Origin of the sequence: Paenibacillus sp. FSL H3-0457 (assembly GCF_037981725.1) — a bacterium.
Lineage (GTDB): Bacteria > Bacillota > Bacilli > Paenibacillales > Paenibacillaceae > Paenibacillus > Paenibacillus amylolyticus.
In genome coordinates, this window is sequence record NZ_CP150283.1 from 6180015 (window position 1) to 6198623 (window position 18609).

At 47.4% G+C, this 18609-nt stretch carries 19 protein-coding genes; 1 reads left to right on the plus strand and 18 read right to left on the minus strand.

The genetic code is table 11. The annotated features are described in order from the left end of the window. Positions 1–10 precede the first annotated feature (10 nt). The 11 genes from rpmG to MHH25_RS27400 all read right to left on the minus strand — a co-directional run bounded on the left by rpmG (position 11) and on the right by MHH25_RS27400 (position 9542). Positions 11–160: a 50S ribosomal protein L33 gene (gene rpmG / locus MHH25_RS27350; protein WP_072735843.1), complete on the minus strand. Its 150-nt coding sequence runs from the start codon at positions 158–160 to the stop codon at positions 11–13. A 304-nt stretch (positions 161–464) separates the two neighbouring features. Next, the gene (gene sigH, locus MHH25_RS27355) at positions 465–1109 is read right to left on the minus strand and encodes an RNA polymerase sporulation sigma factor SigH (protein WP_017692059.1); all 645 of its coding nucleotides are present in this window, start codon (positions 1107–1109) and stop codon (positions 465–467) included. Positions 1110–1280: 171 nt separating this feature from the next. Next, complete coding sequence (locus MHH25_RS27360; protein WP_036607162.1) at positions 1281–1802, minus strand: NYN domain-containing protein; 522 nt, start codon at positions 1800–1802, stop codon at positions 1281–1283. A gap of 5 nt (positions 1803–1807) precedes the next feature. Then, the gene (rlmB, locus tag MHH25_RS27365; protein WP_017692057.1) at positions 1808–2554 is read right to left on the minus strand and encodes a 23S rRNA (guanosine(2251)-2'-O)-methyltransferase RlmB; all 747 of its coding nucleotides are present in this window, start codon (positions 2552–2554) and stop codon (positions 1808–1810) included. A gap of 43 nt (positions 2555–2597) precedes the next feature. Next, the gene (locus MHH25_RS27370) at positions 2598–3077 is read right to left on the minus strand and encodes a Mini-ribonuclease 3 (protein ID WP_076254727.1); all 480 of its coding nucleotides are present in this window, start codon (positions 3075–3077) and stop codon (positions 2598–2600) included. Next, on the minus strand, positions 3074–4474 hold the full coding sequence (gene cysS, locus MHH25_RS27375) for a cysteine--tRNA ligase (protein ID WP_340018596.1): 1401 nt from the start codon (positions 4472–4474) through the stop codon (positions 3074–3076). The genes MHH25_RS27370 and cysS overlap by 4 nt, the downstream gene beginning before the upstream one ends. 42 nt (positions 4475–4516) lie before the next feature. After that, the gene (gene cysE, locus MHH25_RS27380; RefSeq protein WP_036607155.1) at positions 4517–5176 is read right to left on the minus strand and encodes a serine O-acetyltransferase; all 660 of its coding nucleotides are present in this window, start codon (positions 5174–5176) and stop codon (positions 4517–4519) included. 538 nt (positions 5177–5714) lie between these two features. Next, a complete protein-coding gene (gltX, locus tag MHH25_RS27385; protein WP_340018597.1) occupies positions 5715–7172 on the minus strand; it encodes a glutamate--tRNA ligase in 1458 nt (485 codons plus the stop codon). 33 nt (positions 7173–7205) lie between these two features. Continuing rightward, positions 7206–7682, minus strand: coding sequence for a 2-C-methyl-D-erythritol 2,4-cyclodiphosphate synthase (gene ispF / locus MHH25_RS27390; protein ID WP_017692052.1), 477 nt, complete (start codon positions 7680–7682; stop codon positions 7206–7208). Next, positions 7679–8374: a 2-C-methyl-D-erythritol 4-phosphate cytidylyltransferase gene (ispD, locus tag MHH25_RS27395; protein ID WP_340018598.1), complete on the minus strand. Its 696-nt coding sequence runs from the start codon at positions 8372–8374 to the stop codon at positions 7679–7681. Before ispD ends, ispF begins: the two co-directional genes overlap by 4 nt. Positions 8375–8456: 82 nt before the next feature. Further along, positions 8457–9542: a PIN/TRAM domain-containing protein gene (locus tag MHH25_RS27400; RefSeq protein WP_336765974.1), complete on the minus strand. Its 1086-nt coding sequence runs from the start codon at positions 9540–9542 to the stop codon at positions 8457–8459. 173 nt (positions 9543–9715) lie between these two features. On the opposite strand from MHH25_RS27400, the gene MHH25_RS27405 reads away from it, so the two are divergent. Further along, on the plus strand, positions 9716–10111 hold the full coding sequence (locus tag MHH25_RS27405) for a hypothetical protein (protein WP_017692049.1): 396 nt from the start codon (positions 9716–9718) through the stop codon (positions 10109–10111). A gap of 125 nt (positions 10112–10236) precedes the next feature. Here the strand turns inward: MHH25_RS27405 and pssA are convergent, their stop codons facing one another. The 7 genes from pssA to MHH25_RS27440 all read right to left on the minus strand — a co-directional run bounded on the left by pssA (position 10237) and on the right by MHH25_RS27440 (position 18508). Next, entirely contained in the window at positions 10237–10968 is a 732-nt protein-coding gene (gene pssA / locus MHH25_RS27410) for a CDP-diacylglycerol--serine O-phosphatidyltransferase (protein WP_017692048.1), read from the minus strand. 45 nt (positions 10969–11013) lie between these two features. Then, positions 11014–12090 (minus strand): DNA integrity scanning diadenylate cyclase DisA, encoded by a 1077-nt coding sequence (disA, locus tag MHH25_RS27415; RefSeq protein ID WP_036607144.1) that lies wholly within the window; start codon positions 12088–12090, stop codon positions 11014–11016. 13 nt (positions 12091–12103) lie between these two features. Further along, positions 12104–13471, minus strand: coding sequence for a DNA repair protein RadA (radA, locus tag MHH25_RS27420; protein WP_036671578.1), 1368 nt, complete (start codon positions 13469–13471; stop codon positions 12104–12106). Positions 13472–13743: 272 nt separating this feature from the next. Continuing rightward, on the minus strand, positions 13744–16206 hold the full coding sequence (locus MHH25_RS27425) for an ATP-dependent Clp protease ATP-binding subunit (RefSeq protein ID WP_036607223.1): 2463 nt from the start codon (positions 16204–16206) through the stop codon (positions 13744–13746). 185 nt (positions 16207–16391) lie between these two features. Beyond that, on the minus strand, positions 16392–17462 hold the full coding sequence (locus MHH25_RS27430) for a protein arginine kinase (protein ID WP_036607140.1): 1071 nt from the start codon (positions 17460–17462) through the stop codon (positions 16392–16394). Between the two features lie 28 nt (positions 17463–17490). Beyond that, positions 17491–18015, minus strand: coding sequence for a UvrB/UvrC motif-containing protein (locus tag MHH25_RS27435; protein ID WP_036607138.1), 525 nt, complete (start codon positions 18013–18015; stop codon positions 17491–17493). A 31-nt stretch (positions 18016–18046) separates the two neighbouring features. Then, positions 18047–18508 (minus strand): CtsR family transcriptional regulator, encoded by a 462-nt coding sequence (locus tag MHH25_RS27440; protein ID WP_036607135.1) that lies wholly within the window; start codon positions 18506–18508, stop codon positions 18047–18049. Positions 18509–18609: the final 101 nt, after the last annotated feature.

Sequence of the window (18609 nt, forward strand, 5' to 3'; positions counted from 1 at the left end):
CCTCCAAAAACTATCTGGTTTCGCGATGAGAAGTCTGCTCGTTACAAAACTTGCAAAATTTCTTCATCTCCATGCGGTCGGGGTGATTACGCTTGTTTTTTGTCGTAGTGTAATTTCTTTGTTTGCAGTTAGTACAAGCCAAAGTAATAATTACCCGCATGATGTACACCTCCCGAAGACTTCCACATTCAAGCAGAGTCTCTAAATTGATCCTGAAAAAAAGCCATAAATTTAGGCCTACCTAAAACACTTTATCACAAGGGTATAACCATGTCAATGAAAGAATAGTCTTTCATTCATTGGGTATTACTTCCGTACAACGTACATTCGTTTCTCATCTCTGTTTTTCTCTTCTCCTGCTTGGACCGAGCGATTACTAGTATAAACATTCTTAGATTTTATAAACTTGAGACACTAAAAAAAGACTCAAACACCGAGCCTTTTCCGTCAACGACAACATGTGTTTAATTATCTCGAACTTCCAGGTACTTTTCAAGTTTGCGCTTGACGCGCTGAAGTGCATTATCAATGGACTTCACATGTCTGTCCAAATCTACTGCAATCTCTTGATAAGATCTCCCGTCCAGATACAACATCAATACTTTACGTTCCAGATCACTCAGAATCTCGGACATTTTATCTTCCAGGCCCACAAACTCTTCCTGATTGATGATAAGTTCTTCCGGATCACTGACCTGGGTTCCACAAATCACATCGAGTAACGTACGATCAGACTCTTCGTCATAAATAGGCTTGTCCAGAGATACATAAGAATTAAGCGGAATATGCTTCTGACGTGTTGCTGTCTTAATCGCCGTGATGATCTGTCTTGTAATACACAGTTCGGCAAAAGCCTTGAACGAAGCCAGTTTGTCCCCTTTGAAATCTCGAATGGATTTGTAGAGGCCAATCATTCCTTCTTGAATAATATCTTCCCGGTCTGCCCCAATCAGAAAATAAGATCTTGCCTTGGCGCGTACAAAGTTACGATATTTGTTAATTAGAAACTCTAACGCTTCGCTTTCGCCTTCACGGAAAGCTTCGACAATGTCTTCGTCACTTTGGTAATCATACTTAGATAACATGATATCTTTGAGGTCGACACTCACAGACAATCCCTCCGGCTGCAACGCAAGGTACCCCGTTACTCTACTCTATGAAATATAGGATCAGTATATATGATGGTACCTCACACCGTCAACCACGCTCTGCCTAAAAAAGAACATCAATAACATAAATGTCAAGAGTTTCAATATTCTAAATTTTGTAAAAACGTGCTGTTATTCCCGGCGCCATCGCTCAAACTCTTTTAATACATCGGGACTTAACTTACCCCCGAGTGTGTTACGCGTGGTCTTCGCCTGATCTTCTTCCAGTCGTTTTTTTAATTCTTTTTCGTTCTGCTCAACTTCAATTAGTAACTCCCTTGCAGATACGCGTAGCGCTCCCTGTCCAAAAATAACATGTTGCTCTACCATATCGCTCGTAGCCACATAGATTTGGCGTCTTCGCATGCTTAGTTCCCGAACGAGTCTTTCAATGCATTCGTCTGCCGTCTCTTTTTCCTTTGTAAAATAGATCTGCACTTTGCTCTGAGTAAAGGATTTACCGAGTCCAGGCACGAGGTAGGCGTCAAACACAACAATGACTCGACGGCCGGAGAAAGCCTGGTAGTCTGCAAGACGAAAGAGAAGCCTGTTACGTGCCTCTTCGAGCCCACTTTCCGCCAGTTTGGTTAATTCCGGCCAGTCGCCAATCATGTTGTACCCGTCTACAAGAAGCACATCACGGGAATCAGCCATACCTTCTATTCCTGCGCTTGACGCGAGCGGAGCACTTCGTACATGACAACCCCCGCTGCCACGGAAGCATTCAGGGAATTAATCTGACCTTGCATTGGTAGTTTGATAAGCACATCGCATTTCTCACGAATAAGTCGTCCCATTCCCTTGTTCTCATTTCCGATTACCAATGCCACAGGGCCAGTAAAGACTCCATTACCAAAGACACCTTCGTGAGCGGTGACATCTGTCCCTACAACCCATACACCTTCCTCTTTGAGGCGATCGATGGTCTGACCAAGATTACTTACACGAGCCACTGGCACGTACTCCACAGCGCCTGCTGATGTTTTGGATACGGTCACGGTTACCGCTGCCGAGCGACGTTTCGGTACAATGACGCCATGCGCACCCGTGCAATCTGCTGTCCGCAAAATGGACCCCAGGTTATGAGGATCTTCAATCTCATCCAGCAGAATCAGGAAAGGATGCTCATTCTTCGCTTTTGCTGCGGCAAGAATGTCTTCTACCTCCACATAAGCGTAAGGTGCTGCTTGAGCAACTACCCCCTGATGCTGAATGCCTGGTACCGTTTGATCCAGCTTACGCTTGTCCACGTGTTGAATGACAATACCTAGTTTTTTAGCTTCAGAGATAATAGGTTGAGTCAGATGTTTCTGTGCTGTATCGGCAATCCATATTTTATTAATGGTCCGGCCTGAACGCAGCGCCTCCGTCACGGAGTGTTTACCGGCGATCCATTCTTCTTCCATCGTTGTTCGATCCTCTCTGTAATGCATTGTTTTGTTGAAATTTCTATTTTTTTGTCGGCGATGGCGATTGTTGTTCCGCGTGCTCAATGCCAAGCCCGATCAGTTCAATCATGCGATCATGATGACCACTGCTATAGAGGTAACCAATGAGACATTCAAAAGCCGTAGCATGTCTGTACTCCAATACATCTGCATTTTTGGGTACACTACCCGACTTGGCATTCCGCCCTTGCCGGACGATATCCCGTTCTTCCTCTGTCAGTTCATCCTCAATCGTTGTAAGTATGCGGCTCTGTGCCTTCGCTGATACCAACCCGGTTGCACTACGGTGCAAATGATTGGGACGCATGTTTGCCTTCGACAACAGATATTGACGAACAGCTACCTCATATACCGCATCACCAATATAGGCCAGTGCAATAGGTGGAATCAACCTCGCAGGTCTGGAAGGAGGATAAGGGAACCACCCTCCCTCTGTGACCTGGTCCTGTTGTTTTGGTGTATTTGGATGTCCTTCGCTCATTTGCGCCGCCATCTCATGCCCTGCGCCGTATCTTCAAGCAGAATGCCACGTGCAGACAATTCATCGCGAATTTCATCCGCTCTTGCCCAGTTTTTGGACTTGCGCGCTTCTACACGCTCTTCAATCAGACGTTCTACTTCCTCATCCAGAAGTCCTGGCTCTGCGTCAGTATAAATGCGCAGTACAGCATTCAACTCACTGAACAACTCGAGGAGTGCGCGAATGTCTGCCGCATTAGCTACTTCTTGCTGCAACAGTTGGTTGGCTTCCCCTGCCCACTCAAACATCGCAGTAATTGCATCAGGAGTATTGAAATCATCCTGCATCTTCTCGTGATACTGCTGACGAATTTGGTCGAGTCTTGCCGCAAACTCTGCTGTGATGTCCTGATCAACAGTTACTGCATTCAGACGATGGTTCAGGTTACCTACCGCATTTGCAATCCGGTCCACACTGTTCTGTGCCTGCTCCATCGTATCCTCCGTGAAGTTCAATGGATTGCGATAGTGGGTAGATAACATGAAATAACGAATCGCTTCGCGTTTATATTGATTCCGCAAGTCTTTAACCAGAACACCATTACCGAGTGATTTCGACATCTTCTCGTTATCAATCCGGATGAATCCATTATGCATCCAGTAGTTCGCAAGTGGTTTACCTGTTAATACCTCGGATTGGGCGCATTCGCACTCATGGTGCGGGAACTGCAAATCCTGTCCACCCCCGTGAATGTCCAGTGTATCCCCAAGGTACTCCCTAGCCATGGCGGAGCACTCAATATGCCAGCCTGGTCGACCATCGCCCCAAGGACTGGACCAATAGATCTCACCTGGTTTGGCAGCCTTCCAGAGCACAAAATCTTCGGGATGCTCTTTGCGCTCGTCCACACCCACACGGATTCCAAATTGCAGCTCCTGCAGGTTTTGTTTCGAAAGTTTGCCATATTCGCTGAATTTGCCTGTGCGATAATAGACGTCACCGCCATTTTCATACGCAAATCCTTTTTCAACCAGCTCACGGATAAAATCAATGATCAGCGGCATGTTTTCCGTTACTCTCGGATTGCTGCTTGCCTTGGGAATACCCAATCCCTCAATGTCTTCATAATAGGCAGCTATAAATTTCTCAGCCACGTGAGGAACGTCTGTTCCAAGTTGTTCTGCTTTGCGAATCAACTTATCGTCCACATCCGTGAAGTTCACCACATAGTTCACATCATGTCCTGTCTGTTCCAGGTATCCACGAACCGTGTCGAAAAAGATAACCGGGCGTGCATTCCCGATATGAATGTAGTCATATACCGTTGGTCCGCAGACATACATTTTCACTTTCCCTGGCTCTTGGGGAACAAATTTCTCTTTGGTACGACTCATCGTATTATAAATCTGAAGCGTCATGGTCACTTATCCTTTCATCCTATACTGCCTTTATTTATTGTATCACGTATCACGCACAGTCTCATTTTCACGGGCATTTTGCAGTGTACGTACTTCTTCCTGCAATCGTTCGAGTTCTTTTTGCATACCGCGCAAGGAGTCAACGACCGGATCGGGCAATTGCTGACTGAGGCGATCTACCCGTCGGCCATCCTGTTTAACAATTCTGCCCGGTATACCTACTACGGTACTATTGGAAGGGACCTCCTTAAGCACAACGGAGTTCGCACCAATGTTACATTGATCTCCCACGCTAAATGAACCCAACACCTTGGCTCCGGATGAGATAACCACATTATTACCAATGGTCGGATGTCTCTTCCCTTTTTCTTTCCCTGTTCCGCCCAGGGTAACCCCCTGATAGATAACGACATCATCGCCAATCTCACATGTTTCTCCAATAACGACGCCCATTCCGTGGTCAATAAACAACCGATTTCCGATCGTAGCTCCAGGATGTATCTCGATTCCTGTCATAAAACGGCTAACCTGCGAAATGAACCGGGCAACCGAGAACCATCTTCGCTTGTATAAAAAATGAGCGATCCGGTGTGCCCATATCGCATGCAGCCCTGAGTAGGTGAATACCACCTCAAACCAACCTCGGGCCGCCGGATCGTTTTCAAACACCGCCTGGATATCTGATCTGATCTTCTTGAACATGCTCGTTCCCCTCTTGTTCAGGTTCCCGTCCTCCGGCTTACCGGACGGCGCGTTCCTTGGTAGTGTACTGCACACTCGCCTAAACAAAAAAACGCCCCTGCAGCATTTAGCTGCAGAGGCGTTTATCGCGGTCCCACTCTGCTCGGTCCATTCTTAAATAGAATGAGCCCTCAAGCGGTTTGGTAACGGAAACCAATCGTCACAACCTATCCTAACGTTTTCCCATGTCATGATCGACAAAGGCGGGGCTGGATTCGGCTGTGCAGCTCACGGGCGCATTTCGACTGATGGACAGTGGATGGTTCACAGCCACCGCATCCAAAGAAATCTCTCTTTGCTACGGGACCATCCTCTCTGAATCTGTCCGGGTCAGTCTACTCCTCCCGATCTTTGCTGTTCTATTAGATAAATCATATCAATTATTCGTTGTGTTGTTATTATAGCGAAAAGGCCTCAGACTGACAACAGCCTCCTACGTAATCTATCCATTGTAGGACTGTGTTCAGATTCCAAATAAACGGAATGTCTTCGACTAAGATTATTTTACTTGTGCAAGCAAACGTTCGATCACCGTATCACGACCCAGAAGCACGATCGTTTGGTTCAGATCCCGTCCATGCGTCTGTCCAGTCAAGGCTACACGAATTGGCATAAAGAGCTGTTTGCCCTTAAAGCCGGTTTCTTTCTGTACTTCCTTGATCAATGCAGCCATTTTGCTTGGAGTAAACTCTTCGCTCGCCTGTACTTTATCCGCAAATGCCTTCAGTACAGTTGGCACCTGCTCCTCCGCAAGCACTGCTTCTCCTTCACTTTCAAGCTCCAGATTGGAACGGAAGAATACTTCCGACAATTCGACAATATCGGAGGCAGAATTCATCTGCTCTTGGTACAGGTGTACCAGAGTATAAGCCCATTCTTTTTGTTCAGCAGACAGCTCGGAAGAAATACGTCCAGCCTTTTGCAGATGCGGAATGGCCATTTCGGCAATACGTTCCGGGTCAGCATGTTTGATATAGTGGTTGTTCAAGTGCGCCAGCTTGTGGGTATCAAATACCGCAGGGCTCTTGGACAGACGTTTCGTATCAAAAATGGAGATCAGTTGCTCTTGCGAGAAGATCTCTTCTTCCCCTTCCGGCGACCAGCCGAGTAAGGAAATAAAGTTAAACATTGCTTCAGGCAAATAGCCGAGCTGATCATACTGCTCAATAAACTGGATAACGGACTCATCCCGTTTACTCAGCTTCTTGTGATTTTCATTCACGATCAACGTCATATGACCGAATTGCGGTGGCTCCCAGCCAAGCGCTTCATAGATCATCAGTTGACGCGGCGTGTTCGAGATGTGATCTTCCCCACGCAGGACGTGGGAGATCTTCATCAAGTGATCATCCACAGCAACGGCATAGTTGTATGTGGGAATGCCGTCTTTTTTCACAATGACGAAGTCACCGGATTCCTTGCTGTTGAACGAGATTGTGCCTTTAACCATATCATCAAACGTATATGTGCGCTCTTCCGGCACACGGAAACGAATACTCGCTACGCGACCTTCCGCTTCAAACGCACTAATTTGCTCTGGAGTCAGGTCACGGTGTTTGCCAGAATAACGCGGTGTTTCTCCACGTGCGAACTGTTCCTCGCGCTCTTGCTCCAACTCTTCTTCCGTGCAGAAGCAACGGTAAGCCAGACCTTTATCCAGCAATTCCTGCGTATATTTACGATAGAGGTCCAGACGTTCCGTTTGACGGTATGGTCCGTATTCTCCGCCCACGTCAATACTTTCGTCCCACTCAATTCCGAGCCATTTCAGGTATTTCAGTTGGCTTTCTTCACCACCGGCAATATTCCGTTTCACGTCCGTATCTTCAATACGAATAATGAATTTACCGTTATTATGTTTGGCATATAAATAGTTAAACAACGCCGTACGGGCATTCCCGATATGCAGGTGTCCCGTTGGGCTCGGCGCGTAACGCACACGAATATCCGTGCTCATATGATCCCCTCCGTCACTAATTGATTGATGATATCACACACGTACAAGGCAAACAACGGATTGAGCGGCAATGCCCTCTCCCCGTCCCGGGAATCCCAGTTGCTCTGTCGTTGTTGCTTTCACGTTCACCTGCGTTACATCCGCTTCCAGTGCCTTGGCAATAACCTCAGCCATCTGTGGGATATAAGGAGCCATCTTTGGCTTCTGGGCAATAATCGTTGAATCGATATTCCCTAGCTTATACCCGCGATCCTTCACAAGCTGCCATACATGCTCCAGCAATTTCAGACTGTCCGCATCTTTGAATTCCGGATCGGTATCCGGGAAGTGTTTGCCAATATCCCCAAGTGCCAGCGCACCCAAAATGGCATCACTAATGGCGTGCAACAGCACGTCTGCGTCCGAGTGACCCAGCAGTCCTTTTTCATAAGGAATCGTTACTCCGCCAATAATACACGGGCGTCCCTCTACCAGCTGATGTACATCAAATCCCTGTCCTACACGTATCATCGCTTCTTCTCTCCCCCCAGCAAAAACGCAGCATATTGCAAATCTTCCGGCGTTGTTAATTTGATATTGGTATAATTGCCTTCCACAACCTTGACCGACATTCCCTGACGTTCAGCCAGCATAGCATCATCTGTCCCCAGAAATCCGTCCTGCTCGGCTGATTCGTAGGCGGAGAGCAGGGAAGAAAGACGAAAAGCCTGCGGGGTTTGAATGCTCCACAGACTGCTGCGGTCTGGCGTCGCCGTAACGACACCTTCCGCATTCACTTGTTTGATCGTATCCTTCACGGGAACCGCCAGTACAGCTGCTCCACCACCGGCTATGGCGGCCGCCATGCATCCCTTGATCTGCTCATGGTTCACAAAAGGACGTACCCCGTCGTGAACGAGAACCCAATCCGTCCCAAGTGCCTCAAGGCCTTTATGGACAGAATGTTGTCTCTCTTTCCCTCCGGGGATAACACGGACACGTGAAGCCAATTGGTATTCTTTTACCCAATCCTGGCAGCGTTCAACATCTGCGGTTCCTGTGACCAGCACCATCTCGCGGATCTCGTCCAGCACAGCAAATACCTCAAGCGTATGTATGAAAACGGGCTTGTCCTGCAGCAACAGAAACTGTTTGCTCTCGGTCGTCCCCATCCGGGTTCCGCGACCTGCTGCCACAATGACAACGCCCCACCCTTTATCCATGCCGCAATCCCTGCCTTGTCTGTCAGTTTATCGTCCAAAGATATACAATATCATTCAACGATACACTACCCATCATACCGCTTTATTGGGCTTTTTCCAACAGTTTCGGCTTGGCAAAAATCATTCGTCCGGCTGAAGTCTGCAACACACTGGTCACCAGCACTTCCATCATCATGCCGATATACTCGCGTCCGCCCTCCACAACGATCATTGTGCCATCATCCAGATAGGCTACACCTTGACCATGCTCCTTGCCATCCTTGATGATCTGCACCATGATCTCCTCACCTGGCAGAACAACCGGCTTAACCGCATTGGCGAGATCATTAATGTTCAACACAGATACACCTTGGAGTTCGCACACTTTGTTCAGGTTAAAGTCATTGGTGACCACTTTGCCCTGAAGCACTTTAGCCAGTTTAACCAGTTTGCTGTCCACCTCGGAGATTTCCTCGAAATCCCCCTCGTAAATCAGGACTTTTACATCAAGTTCCTTCTGGATTTTGTTCAAAATGTCCAGTCCACGCCGTCCTCTATTCCGCTTGAGCAGATCCGATGAATCAGCAATATGCTGTAACTCCTCCAGAACAAATTCCGGAATTACGATCGTACCTTCAATAAATCCGGTTTTGCATATATCAGCGATACGCCCATCGATAATAACACTGGTATCCAGAATTTTATGTTCTTCCATCCGTCTATCCTCGTCCACCTCGGGATGACCCCATCGTCCAGACATCCAGAAGGCCCCCAGATCGTCTTTCTTCGCCATGGCAAGGGTATAACCGGAATAAGCACTAATCACCGTCAGCGCCACTTGCAGCACCTCTCCTGCCGTCCCCATCCATCCCACAACAGGGTAAAGTAGCAAGGCCACGAGCAATCCTGCAACGGTACCTGTAGCACCTGCAGCCAATTCGTTCATAGGTACTTTTGCCAATGAATCAATTCCACTATGCAGCCTGTCTGCCATCAATGTTCCACCAATATTACATACAGCCATAAACATTACAGCTCCCAGCAGCGTCGATATACCAGCTCCCAGTAATCCTGCTGACTGAATCCACTCCGCCATCCATGGGACCGATTTTCCTGCCAGATGATATGCCGTGTAGCCGAACCATGCACCGCACAATCCTGTAAAAGTTAAAATGCCTTTTTTCCACATTAGTCCCTGCACCTCCTTCAATGTATCTTGATCTTTATATCCAGTATGATCCAATTCCTGAATTGCTAATCCCATCTGGAAGAACTTTTTGGAAATGTTGCAATCGTCAGTTGAAAGTAGGTAAATTATTGGCATATAATGAATTCAATTCATATCCCGAGGTGAGTGGCAAAATGAGTACGCTAAGTTTACAGGCTTTCCAGGATCAAGTTTCTGAACTGTTGTTGCGTCATCGCAGCCTGATTGATGTACTGTCCAAAACGGGACAAGCCGGAGCGTCTGTTAACCGTGCCGTGTCCAAAGCCATTACCGAATGCGGCTGCATCGAGCTGCACGCCACCAAGCAGAAATATGCCCCGGAGAGCGATATCGCTCAAACCAAGGGCCTGCTGGAAACGCATGTGGAAGGTGAGTTGTGTGAGAACTGCAGAGAGGTCATCAGCTCTGAGCTAGGGCGGAACCTGTTCTACATGTCGGCTCTCTGCAATCTGCTGGACATTAACATGGAAGAGGTCGTAAATCACGAATCACAGAAGTGTTCAACGTTAGGGATGTTTAATCTGTCGTAAGAAGATATGTATGTCGTCCGTAAGGGTTTCTTTTACCGTAAATAGATCTGAATAAACAAAAAGCACGCATTCTCCAGTTCAGGAGAGTACGTGCTTTCTTTGTATAGTGTTGTCCCCAAGGCGACTTAACGATCGGAAGGACGGGAGGATTTCTCATCCTTGCGCTTTTTCGCCCGACTACGCGAGGCCGCTGTTCGCACATTATGCTTCATTCCATACAAGGCGTATAACACCAGCGGAATAAAGATCAATTTGGATAACTGCTCTGGGAAAATAACGGCTACGGCTATGGCAAATAACACAACCCATGGTGCAATCCAGATTGCCTTGCGTGGCAACCCGACCTTTTTGAAATTGGGATATTTAAGCGAACTCACCATCAGATACGATAACAGCAATGTAGCAATCATCATGCTAACTGGGCCAATATCCTTATTGAACAAGGACAGTGTGGCCAGTACCCCGCCGGCTGCCGGTATCGGCAGACCTGTGAAGTATCCGGGAATACCCGGACGAACGTTAAACCGTGCAAGACGAATGGCTCCACAGATCGGAAAAGCCGCTGTTGCGATCCAGGCGAGGATCGGCATTGAATCTTGAAACGACACCATAAATATGATCAGGGCTGGTGCTGCACCAAAGGAAACCATGTCAGACAAGGAATCCAGTTCCTTACCGAATTCACTTTGAGCATTAAGTGCACGTGCCACTCGGCCATCCAGACCATCCAGTAGCATCGCTACAATGACCATAATGGCAGCCAAACTGTAATTTCCATCAATCGCAAGCAAAATTGCCATCATTCCAAGAAACAGATTACCCAGGGTAAAGAGATTCGGAATGAATCTGGTTAGCATCGTTGTTTCACCTCATCCATTTCAAGCCTTTATATAGGCAAACCCTTACATCTGTCTGTCGATAAACATTTGCTCCTGCAAACGTTTGAGGCCTTCCTTAATGGTCCGGGCACGAACTTCACCAATACCGTCCACTTCGTCCAGTTCTTCAATTGTAGCCATAATAACATGAGGCAATTGTTCGAATTGATCCACCAGATTATGGATAATGACATTGGGCAGGCGGGGGATCTTATTTAATACCCGGAATCCACGAGGGGCAACCGAATCCTCTGAAGTAGCCGCTGATGAAGGATAGCCGAGCAGACGGACAATATGATGTGCATCCAGCAACTCATCGTCCGACAATCTTTTCAGTCCCACGATAATTTCACGGATTTTGTCATCACTGTCGTCACGGGCATAGTCTTTATACAATAACCAGGCTTCTTCTTCCGTTGTACCCACAAGTTCTTCCATTTGCATGGAAATGAGTCGTCCCTCATTCCCGAGTTCATGAATGTACCGTTGGATTTCCGTTTTGATCCGCATCACCATTTCGGTACGCTGAATCACATTAACCACTTCAGGAATCGTTACTAATTCCTCAAATTCCGAAGCACTCAGATTCGTAAGGGACTGTGTTAATACCGCTTTGTATTTCTCCAGGGTTTGAATCGCTTGATTCGCTTTGGTCAAAATAACCCCGATTTCCTTGAGGGAATAACGAAGTGTTCCCTGATACAAGGTAATGATATTCCGGCGCTGTGATATGGATACGACCAATTTACCCGTTTGCTTTGCTACACGCTCTGCCGTCCGGTGACGAATCCCCGTCTCTGATGAAGAGATAGATGAATCCGGGATTAACTGGGTATTGGCGTAAAGAATACGCTTCAAATCCTCGCTAAGAATAATGGCTCCATCCATCTTGGCGAGTTCGTACAGATAGTTCGGGGAGAAATCACAGTTAATTGAGAATCCCCCATCCACCACTTCCATTACTTCAGGGCTGTATCCTACAACAAGCAGTGCGCCCGTCTTGGCGCGCAGCACATTTTCCAGACCTTCGCGGAAAGGTGTACCTGGTGCGATCAGCCTTAACAACTCATTCATATTATCCAGTTGGCTCATATCTTTCATCTTGTTATGCCCCCTAATCTAAAGCAACCGCTAGTGCATCTGCCACGGTATTCACACCGATCAGTTGTATCCCGCGAGGATGTTTCCAGCCCTTTAAGCTTTTTTCTGGTAAAATGACTCGTTTGAAGCCCAGCTTTGCGGCTTCCTTCACTCGTTGTTCGGCCCGTGATACGGCTCGAACTTCACCTGTCAGACCGATCTCGCCAAAGATGACGTCATCCGGCTTGGTCGGTACATCTCTCAAACTGGATGCAATGCTGACGGCAACCGCCAAGTCTACAGCGGGCTCATCCAATCGTACTCCACCAGCCACGTTCAGATACGCATCCTGGGTCTGTAAAAACATGCCCATCCGTTTCTCCAGCACTGCAATGATCAGATTTAATCGATGCAGATCTACCCCTGTTGCCATACGGCGAGGAGAAGGAAAATGGGTCGTCGAGATCAACGCCTGTAATTCCACGAGCAGAGGGCGTGTACCCTCCATACTGGCAACTACCGTTGAACCTGCTACACCCAATGGACGTTCCGACAAAAAGAGTTCGGACGGATTGCCCACCTCACGAAGTCCATCCTCGCCCATTTCAAAAATACCAATCTCATTGGTGGAACCAAAACGGTTCTTCACCGCACGCAGCAGGCGATACGTATGATGCCGTTCTCCTTCAAAATAAAGCACGCAATCCACCATATGTTCTAACATACGTGGACCGGCAATGGCACCTTCTTTGGTAACATGCCCCACAAGAACCGTTGCAATGCCTCTGCCTTTGGCAATCCGCATGAACCTTGACGTACATTCCCTTACCTGTGCAACACTACCAGGCGCACTGGTAACTTCGGGAAGATATACCGTCTGAATGGAGTCGATGACCAGAAAATGCGGCTGGATCTGATCCACCGCTTCCTCTACACGTTCCATATTGGTTTCACACAGTACATACAACTCGGCAGAGAGTGCCCCGAGACGGTCTGCCCGCAATTTGGTTTGCTTGACTGATTCCTCACCGGAAACATATAACACACGCAAACCCGAATGCGTCAGAGCATGGGACGTCTGCAACATCAACGTTGATTTACCAATACCCGGATCTCCGCCCACCAGAACGAGTGAACCCGGAACGATTCCGCCACCCAATACCCGGTTCAACTCTCCGATTCCAGTCTGTACACGCGGTTCCTGACCGCTATCTATATCTATGATAGGAAGCGGTTTATCTTTACTGTCAAACAGAGGAGAATTTCTCCCTTGTGTTTTGACCACCGTCTCTGTTTCTTCCACCATTGAATTCCATGACTGACAACCCGGACACTTACCGTACCACTTGGGGGCTTCATAGCCGCATTCCGTACATTGAAACTTGGTTTTAACTTTGGCCACTTCAGCACTCCTATAATTTAATTTTATAACAGCATTTTGCATTATTCGACGAATTTCACCCAAACTCCCTGACGTGCAGGGTTACTAAAAGTTTACCATTGTTTGAGATTTTTCGTAAAGGATTATCGCAAACTTTACACATGTTCCTGACATAATCATGTCCGTCTTCTGTCCAAAGTGAAAAAAATCCTCCCCGGCCGAAGCCGAGAAGGATTTGATTAAGGATTATGGATCAATACAAGCTGAAGTTTAACTCCAAAGCTTGCTAAATATTATTTAGTTTCGATTTCCTCATTGGACGGAACGACCACGTCTTTTTTCGTAACAGACAGTGCACCGTTCTCTTCGTCGATGAGCAATGAATCCCCTTTGGTTACGTTACCTGTGAGCAACTCTTCGGACAATTTGTCCTCGATATGCTTCTGGATCGCCCGACGAAGCGGACGCGCACCGTAAGCTGGATCAAAGCCTGACTTCGCAAGGAAAGACTTGGCATTATCAGTGAGTTCGAAATCGACCTCATGTTCGAGCAGTCGTTTACGAAGTTCTTCACTCATAAGCGTAACAATTTCAGCGATGTGTTTTTCTTCGAGTGAATGGAACACGATAATTTCATCAATCCGGTTAAGGAACTCTGGACGGAAGCTTTTCTTCAGCTCATCCATTACTTTCCCCTTCATGTTGTCATAATCTGCTCCTGCATCTACAACTGCAGTGAAGCCCAGTGTAGAGTTACGTTTGATCGCTTCGGCACCCACGTTGGATGTCAAGATAATCAGCGTATTGCGGAAGTCAACGACGCGACCTTTGGAATCCGTCAGTCGGCCATCCTCAAGCACTTGTAACAAGATATTGAATACTTCTGGATGTGCTTTCTCGATTTCATCGAGCAAGACTACGGAATATGGTTTGCGACGAACTTTCTCTGTCAGCTGACCACCTTCTTCGTACCCAACATATCCTGGAGGCGCTCCGACAAGTCGGGAAGTCGAGTGCTTCTCACCATACTCGGACATATCAATCCGGATTACTGCATTTTCATCGCCGAACATCGCTTCAGCCAGAGCACGAGCAAGTTCTGTTTTACCTACCCCTGTAGGGCCGAGGAAAATGAATGAACCCATCGGACGTTTTGGATCTTTAAGTCCCGCACGAGCACGACGAACCGCACGGCTGACAGACTTCACTGCCTCATCCTGACCGATGACACGTTCATGTAGAATAGACTCCAGATTCATCAGACGCTGTGTCTCTTCTTCTTTCAGTTGGTTCACAGGGATTCCAGTCCAGCTGGCTACCACTTGTGCGATATCCTCAGGAGTAACCTCGGAATCGGTGCGACCTTGTTTCTCTTTCCACTGGTTCTTCGTTACATCCAGCTCTTCACGGATTTTTTGTTCCGTATCACGCAGAGCTGCTGCTTTTTCGAACTCCTGACTTTGAACTGCAGCGTCTTTTTCCTTACGGATATCTTCCAGACGGCTTTCCAGTTGTTTCAGGTTTGGTGGGATCGTGTAAGAGTTCAATCTTACTTTGGAACCCGCTTCATCAATCAGGTCAATCGCTTTATCTGGCAGGAAACGGTCTGTAATGTAACGGTCAGACAGTTTAACCGCCTGCACAATTGCTTCGTCCGTAATTTTCACGCGGTGATGCGCCTCATAACGGTCACGCAAGCCGTGCAAGATTTGAATCGCTTCTTCCGGAGAAGGCTGATCTACAGTAATCGGTTGGAAACGACGCTCAAGCGCTGCATCCTTCTCGATGTATTTACGATATTCATCCAGTGTTGTCGCACCGATACATTGCAATTCTCCACGGGCCAGAGCCGGTTTCAAAATGTTAGAAGCATCGATGGCACCTTCAGCTCCGCCTGCGCCAATCAAGGTATGCAATTCGTCGATAAACAGGACAATGTTACCTGCTTGGCGAATCTCATCCATGATTTTTTTCAGACGATCTTCGAACTCACCACGATATTTGGTTCCAGCGACTACAGAACCCATATCCAGGGTCATTACACGTTTGTCGCGCAATGTTTCCGGAATCTCATTTGCAATGATTTTTTGTGCAAGGCCTTCAGCAATCGCTGTTTTACCTACACCTGGCTCACCGATCAATACCGGGTTGTTCTTGGTACGACGGCTGAGCACCTGAATGACACGTTCAATTTCTTTGCTACGTCCAATGACTGGGTCCAGGTTGTTCTCTCTCGCATAAGCCGTGAGATCACGTGCCAGACTGTCCAGCGTTGGTGTACTTACATTGGCAGGTGTGCCATTATGACTGGATACAGCTTCACTGCTGCCAAGCAATTGCAGCACTTGTTGCCGTGCTTTGTTCAGGCTAATTCCCAGGTTATTGAGCACACGTGCTGCAACACCCTCGCCTTCACGAATCAATCCAAGCAGGATATGCTCTGTGCCTACATAAGTGTGGCCCAATTTACGAGCTTCATCCATAGACAGTTCAATTACTTTTTTCGCACGTGGCGTATATGCAATGTTGGTAGGTTGCTCTTGGCCACGGCCAATCAGCGTTTCTACTTCATCCTGAATTTTTTCCAATCCGAGTCCCAGGCCGATCAGTGCTTTGGCTGCGATGCCTTCGCCTTCACGAATGAGGCCGAGCAAAATATGCTCAGTACCGATGTTATTATGACCGAGACGGACAGCTTCTTCCTGCGCGAGTGCGAGCACCTTTTGGGCCCGTTCCGTAAATCTTCCAAACATCATATCTCCTGCACCTCCATGGTTTTGGATAAAACGAGGGTCATATAATGAAATAACCGTCGTATTCTTCATATCATTTTTGTTTGCAGCCGTGCTGCGAATAAAGTCATTCGGCATTTGTACATGCCTTATTATATAAAAGCCGCAATGCGGCATGAAACCATAATTCAATACAATATCAGGCTAAACTAGGACTGCTTCGCTGCATTGATCGTATCACGAATCAACTGAGCACGGTAGATGTCACGCTCATCTGTGCGCATATCTTCCCCGAATGTTTTCTGCAAAAACCCCGGCTGTGTCATGACATTCAACTCATTCATTACCGTAATGGACAGTCCATCCAACAATCCGAGATCCACGCCAAGGCGTACATCCGATAAGCGCTGTGCAGCTTCCTTGGAATCAACAATAGCTGCATGAGACAATATGCCATAAGAACGCATGACACGATCCGTAATCCGCAGTCTGGAGTCGGTAATTAACCGTTCTCTGGCTGTACGTTCATGACCAATCATCTGTAACACAACACCATGCAGGTTCTCAATGACTTCCTGTTCGGTCTGTCCCAATGTAATCTGGTTCGAGATCTGGAACAGGTTACCCATCGCCTCGCTACCTTCACCGTATATTCCTCTTACCGTCAATCCCACTTGGGAAACTGCGGTTAGAATACGGCCTATCTGCTGTGTCATCACGAGGGCAGGCAAGTGCATCATAACCGATGCTCTGACACCTGTACCTACATTAGTAGGACAGCTGGTTAAGTATCCTCTGCGATCATCAAAAGCATAATCCACATGCGCTTCAAAAGCATCATCTATTGCGGAAGCTTTCTCCCAGGCTTCTTTCACCTGGAACCCCGGATAGAGGCACTGGATACGAAGATGATCCTCTTCATTAATCATAATACTGACAGACTCATCCTCACTGAGAATAACCGCACCATTCCTGGATTCATTCGCAAGACTTGGACTGATGAGATGTTTCTCCACCAGCACCCGTTTGTCGAGTTCGTCAATATCGATCAGATCCAACGTATGAAAATCCCCAAAGGCATGAACGTCATCGTATTGAAGTACTTCGCTCAGCTTATTCAGCACCTCTTCCGATTGCTCATTGGAAGCCAGCATCGGAAACGGAACATGCTGAAGGTTGCGTGCAATCCGGACACGGCTGCTAATGACAATTTCGGAATCAGCCGCATCACTGCGCATCCAGTCGCTGAGCGCCTTCTCTGTAAAGCGCAGATTAGGCATTACGCATCCCTCCTACTCATGACAAACTTTACTCCTGAGCTATTCCTTTTTCAAGTCCTCTGATCTGGTCACGGATCTGGGCCGCCTCTTCAAATTCCTCTTGCGCGATGCTCTCCTGGAGCTCACGCTTCAGATCAGCGATTTGCCGTTTCACCTTGATGCGACCACCAGCTCGTGCAGGCACTTTGCCTACATGGGACGTATTACCATGAACCCGCTTGAACAAAGGATCCAGACGGCTGTCAAAATATTTATAACATGAACTGCAGCCGAAGCGTCCTATCTTACTAAATTGTGCGTACGTCATACCACACTCTTCACATTGAAGAGCTTTTGCAGGTGGTGTTCCTGCCGATCCACTTTTGCCGGCTGGATCAAAATCAAGCAATCCGGACAACAAGTTGTGAATGGAAAACCCACCTGCTGTTCCAGGGATCATTTCCCCTTTTTCACGGGCACATGACTCACAAATATGGAATTCCGTCTTCTCTCCATTTACGATTTTCGTAAAATGAAGTGTCGCCGGACGTTTATTGCATTCTTGGCACAGCATATTGATGTACCTCCTTTGACCCCGATAGTTTTCATTTACCGAGCAAAGATATTAACATCGCCTTCAACATTCTGGCACGAATTTGATCCCGGTAAGGAAGTTTGACCAATATAACCTCTCTAGATACAGCAGCTCGCATCAACCCGGCTTCCCGCTTGCTCAAGAAGCGCGCTTCTTCCAATTGATAGATCAGACCTTCGGCAGCTGTCTGCCCGATCTCTTCACCAATACTATGGTGCAAATGATTATGCAGAGCTGATTGGGCCGGTAATTCAATGCGCTGTATGCGAACATAACCACCACCGCCACGTTTACTCTCTACCAGGTATCCCTTCTCGAGTGTAAAACGTGTGCTGATGACATAATTGATCTGGGAAGGTACACATGAGAATTGATCTGCCAGATCATTACGCTGAATTTCAACCATTCCTTCGGGACTTTCATGCAAAATACTCTTCAGATATCGTTCGATAATATCAGAGATATTACGCATCCAATCATCCTCCACTGTCTGAAACGTTAAGTCAATAAGGACCCACACGCCCCCACAGAGTACACCTTCTCTACCCATTTAACCAATCAGGGAAACAGCGA

What these genes read in the sequence shown, in the direction of transcription:
- rpmG (WP_072735843.1), bottom strand. Translation starts at nt 160, where the DNA reads ATGCGGGTAATTATTACTTTGGCTTGTACTAACTGCAAACAAAGAAAT.
- MHH25_RS27370 (WP_076254727.1), bottom strand. Translation starts at nt 3,077, where the DNA reads ATGAGCGAAGGACATCCAAATACACCAAAACAACAGGACCAGGTCACA.
- MHH25_RS27440 (WP_036607135.1), bottom strand. Translation starts at nt 18,508, where the DNA reads ATGCGTAATATCTCTGATATTATCGAACGATATCTGAAGAGTATTTTG.
- cysE (WP_036607155.1), bottom strand. Translation starts at nt 5,176, where the DNA reads ATGTTCAAGAAGATCAGATCAGATATCCAGGCGGTGTTTGAAAACGAT.
- pssA (WP_017692048.1), bottom strand. Translation starts at nt 10,968, where the DNA reads ATGCTAACCAGATTCATTCCGAATCTCTTTACCCTGGGTAATCTGTTT.
- gltX (WP_340018597.1), bottom strand. Translation starts at nt 7,172, where the DNA reads ATGAGCACGGATATTCGTGTGCGTTACGCGCCGAGCCCAACGGGACAC.
- MHH25_RS27430 (WP_036607140.1), bottom strand. Translation starts at nt 17,462, where the DNA reads ATGCCTAATCTGCGCTTTACAGAGAAGGCGCTCAGCGACTGGATGCGC.
- MHH25_RS27360 (WP_036607162.1), bottom strand. Translation starts at nt 1,802, where the DNA reads ATGGCTGATTCCCGTGATGTGCTTCTTGTAGACGGGTACAACATGATT.
- disA (WP_036607144.1), bottom strand. Translation starts at nt 12,090, where the DNA reads ATGAAAGATATGAGCCAACTGGATAATATGAATGAGTTGTTAAGGCTG.
- ispD (WP_340018598.1), bottom strand. Translation starts at nt 8,374, where the DNA reads ATGGATAAAGGGTGGGGCGTTGTCATTGTGGCAGCAGGTCGCGGAACC.
- ispF (WP_017692052.1), bottom strand. Translation starts at nt 7,682, where the DNA reads ATGATACGTGTAGGACAGGGATTTGATGTACATCAGCTGGTAGAGGGA.
- rlmB (WP_017692057.1), bottom strand. Translation starts at nt 2,554, where the DNA reads ATGGAAGAAGAATGGATCGCCGGTAAACACTCCGTGACGGAGGCGCTG.
- MHH25_RS27435 (WP_036607138.1), bottom strand. Translation starts at nt 18,015, where the DNA reads ATGCTGTGCCAAGAATGCAATAAACGTCCGGCGACACTTCATTTTACG.
- MHH25_RS27400 (WP_336765974.1), bottom strand. Translation starts at nt 9,542, where the DNA reads ATGTGGAAAAAAGGCATTTTAACTTTTACAGGATTGTGCGGTGCATGG.
- MHH25_RS27405 (WP_017692049.1), top strand. Translation starts at nt 9,716, where the DNA reads ATGAGTACGCTAAGTTTACAGGCTTTCCAGGATCAAGTTTCTGAACTG.
- MHH25_RS27425 (WP_036607223.1), bottom strand. Translation starts at nt 16,206, where the DNA reads ATGATGTTTGGAAGATTTACGGAACGGGCCCAAAAGGTGCTCGCACTC.
- cysS (WP_340018596.1), bottom strand. Translation starts at nt 4,474, where the DNA reads ATGACGCTTCAGATTTATAATACGATGAGTCGTACCAAAGAGAAATTT.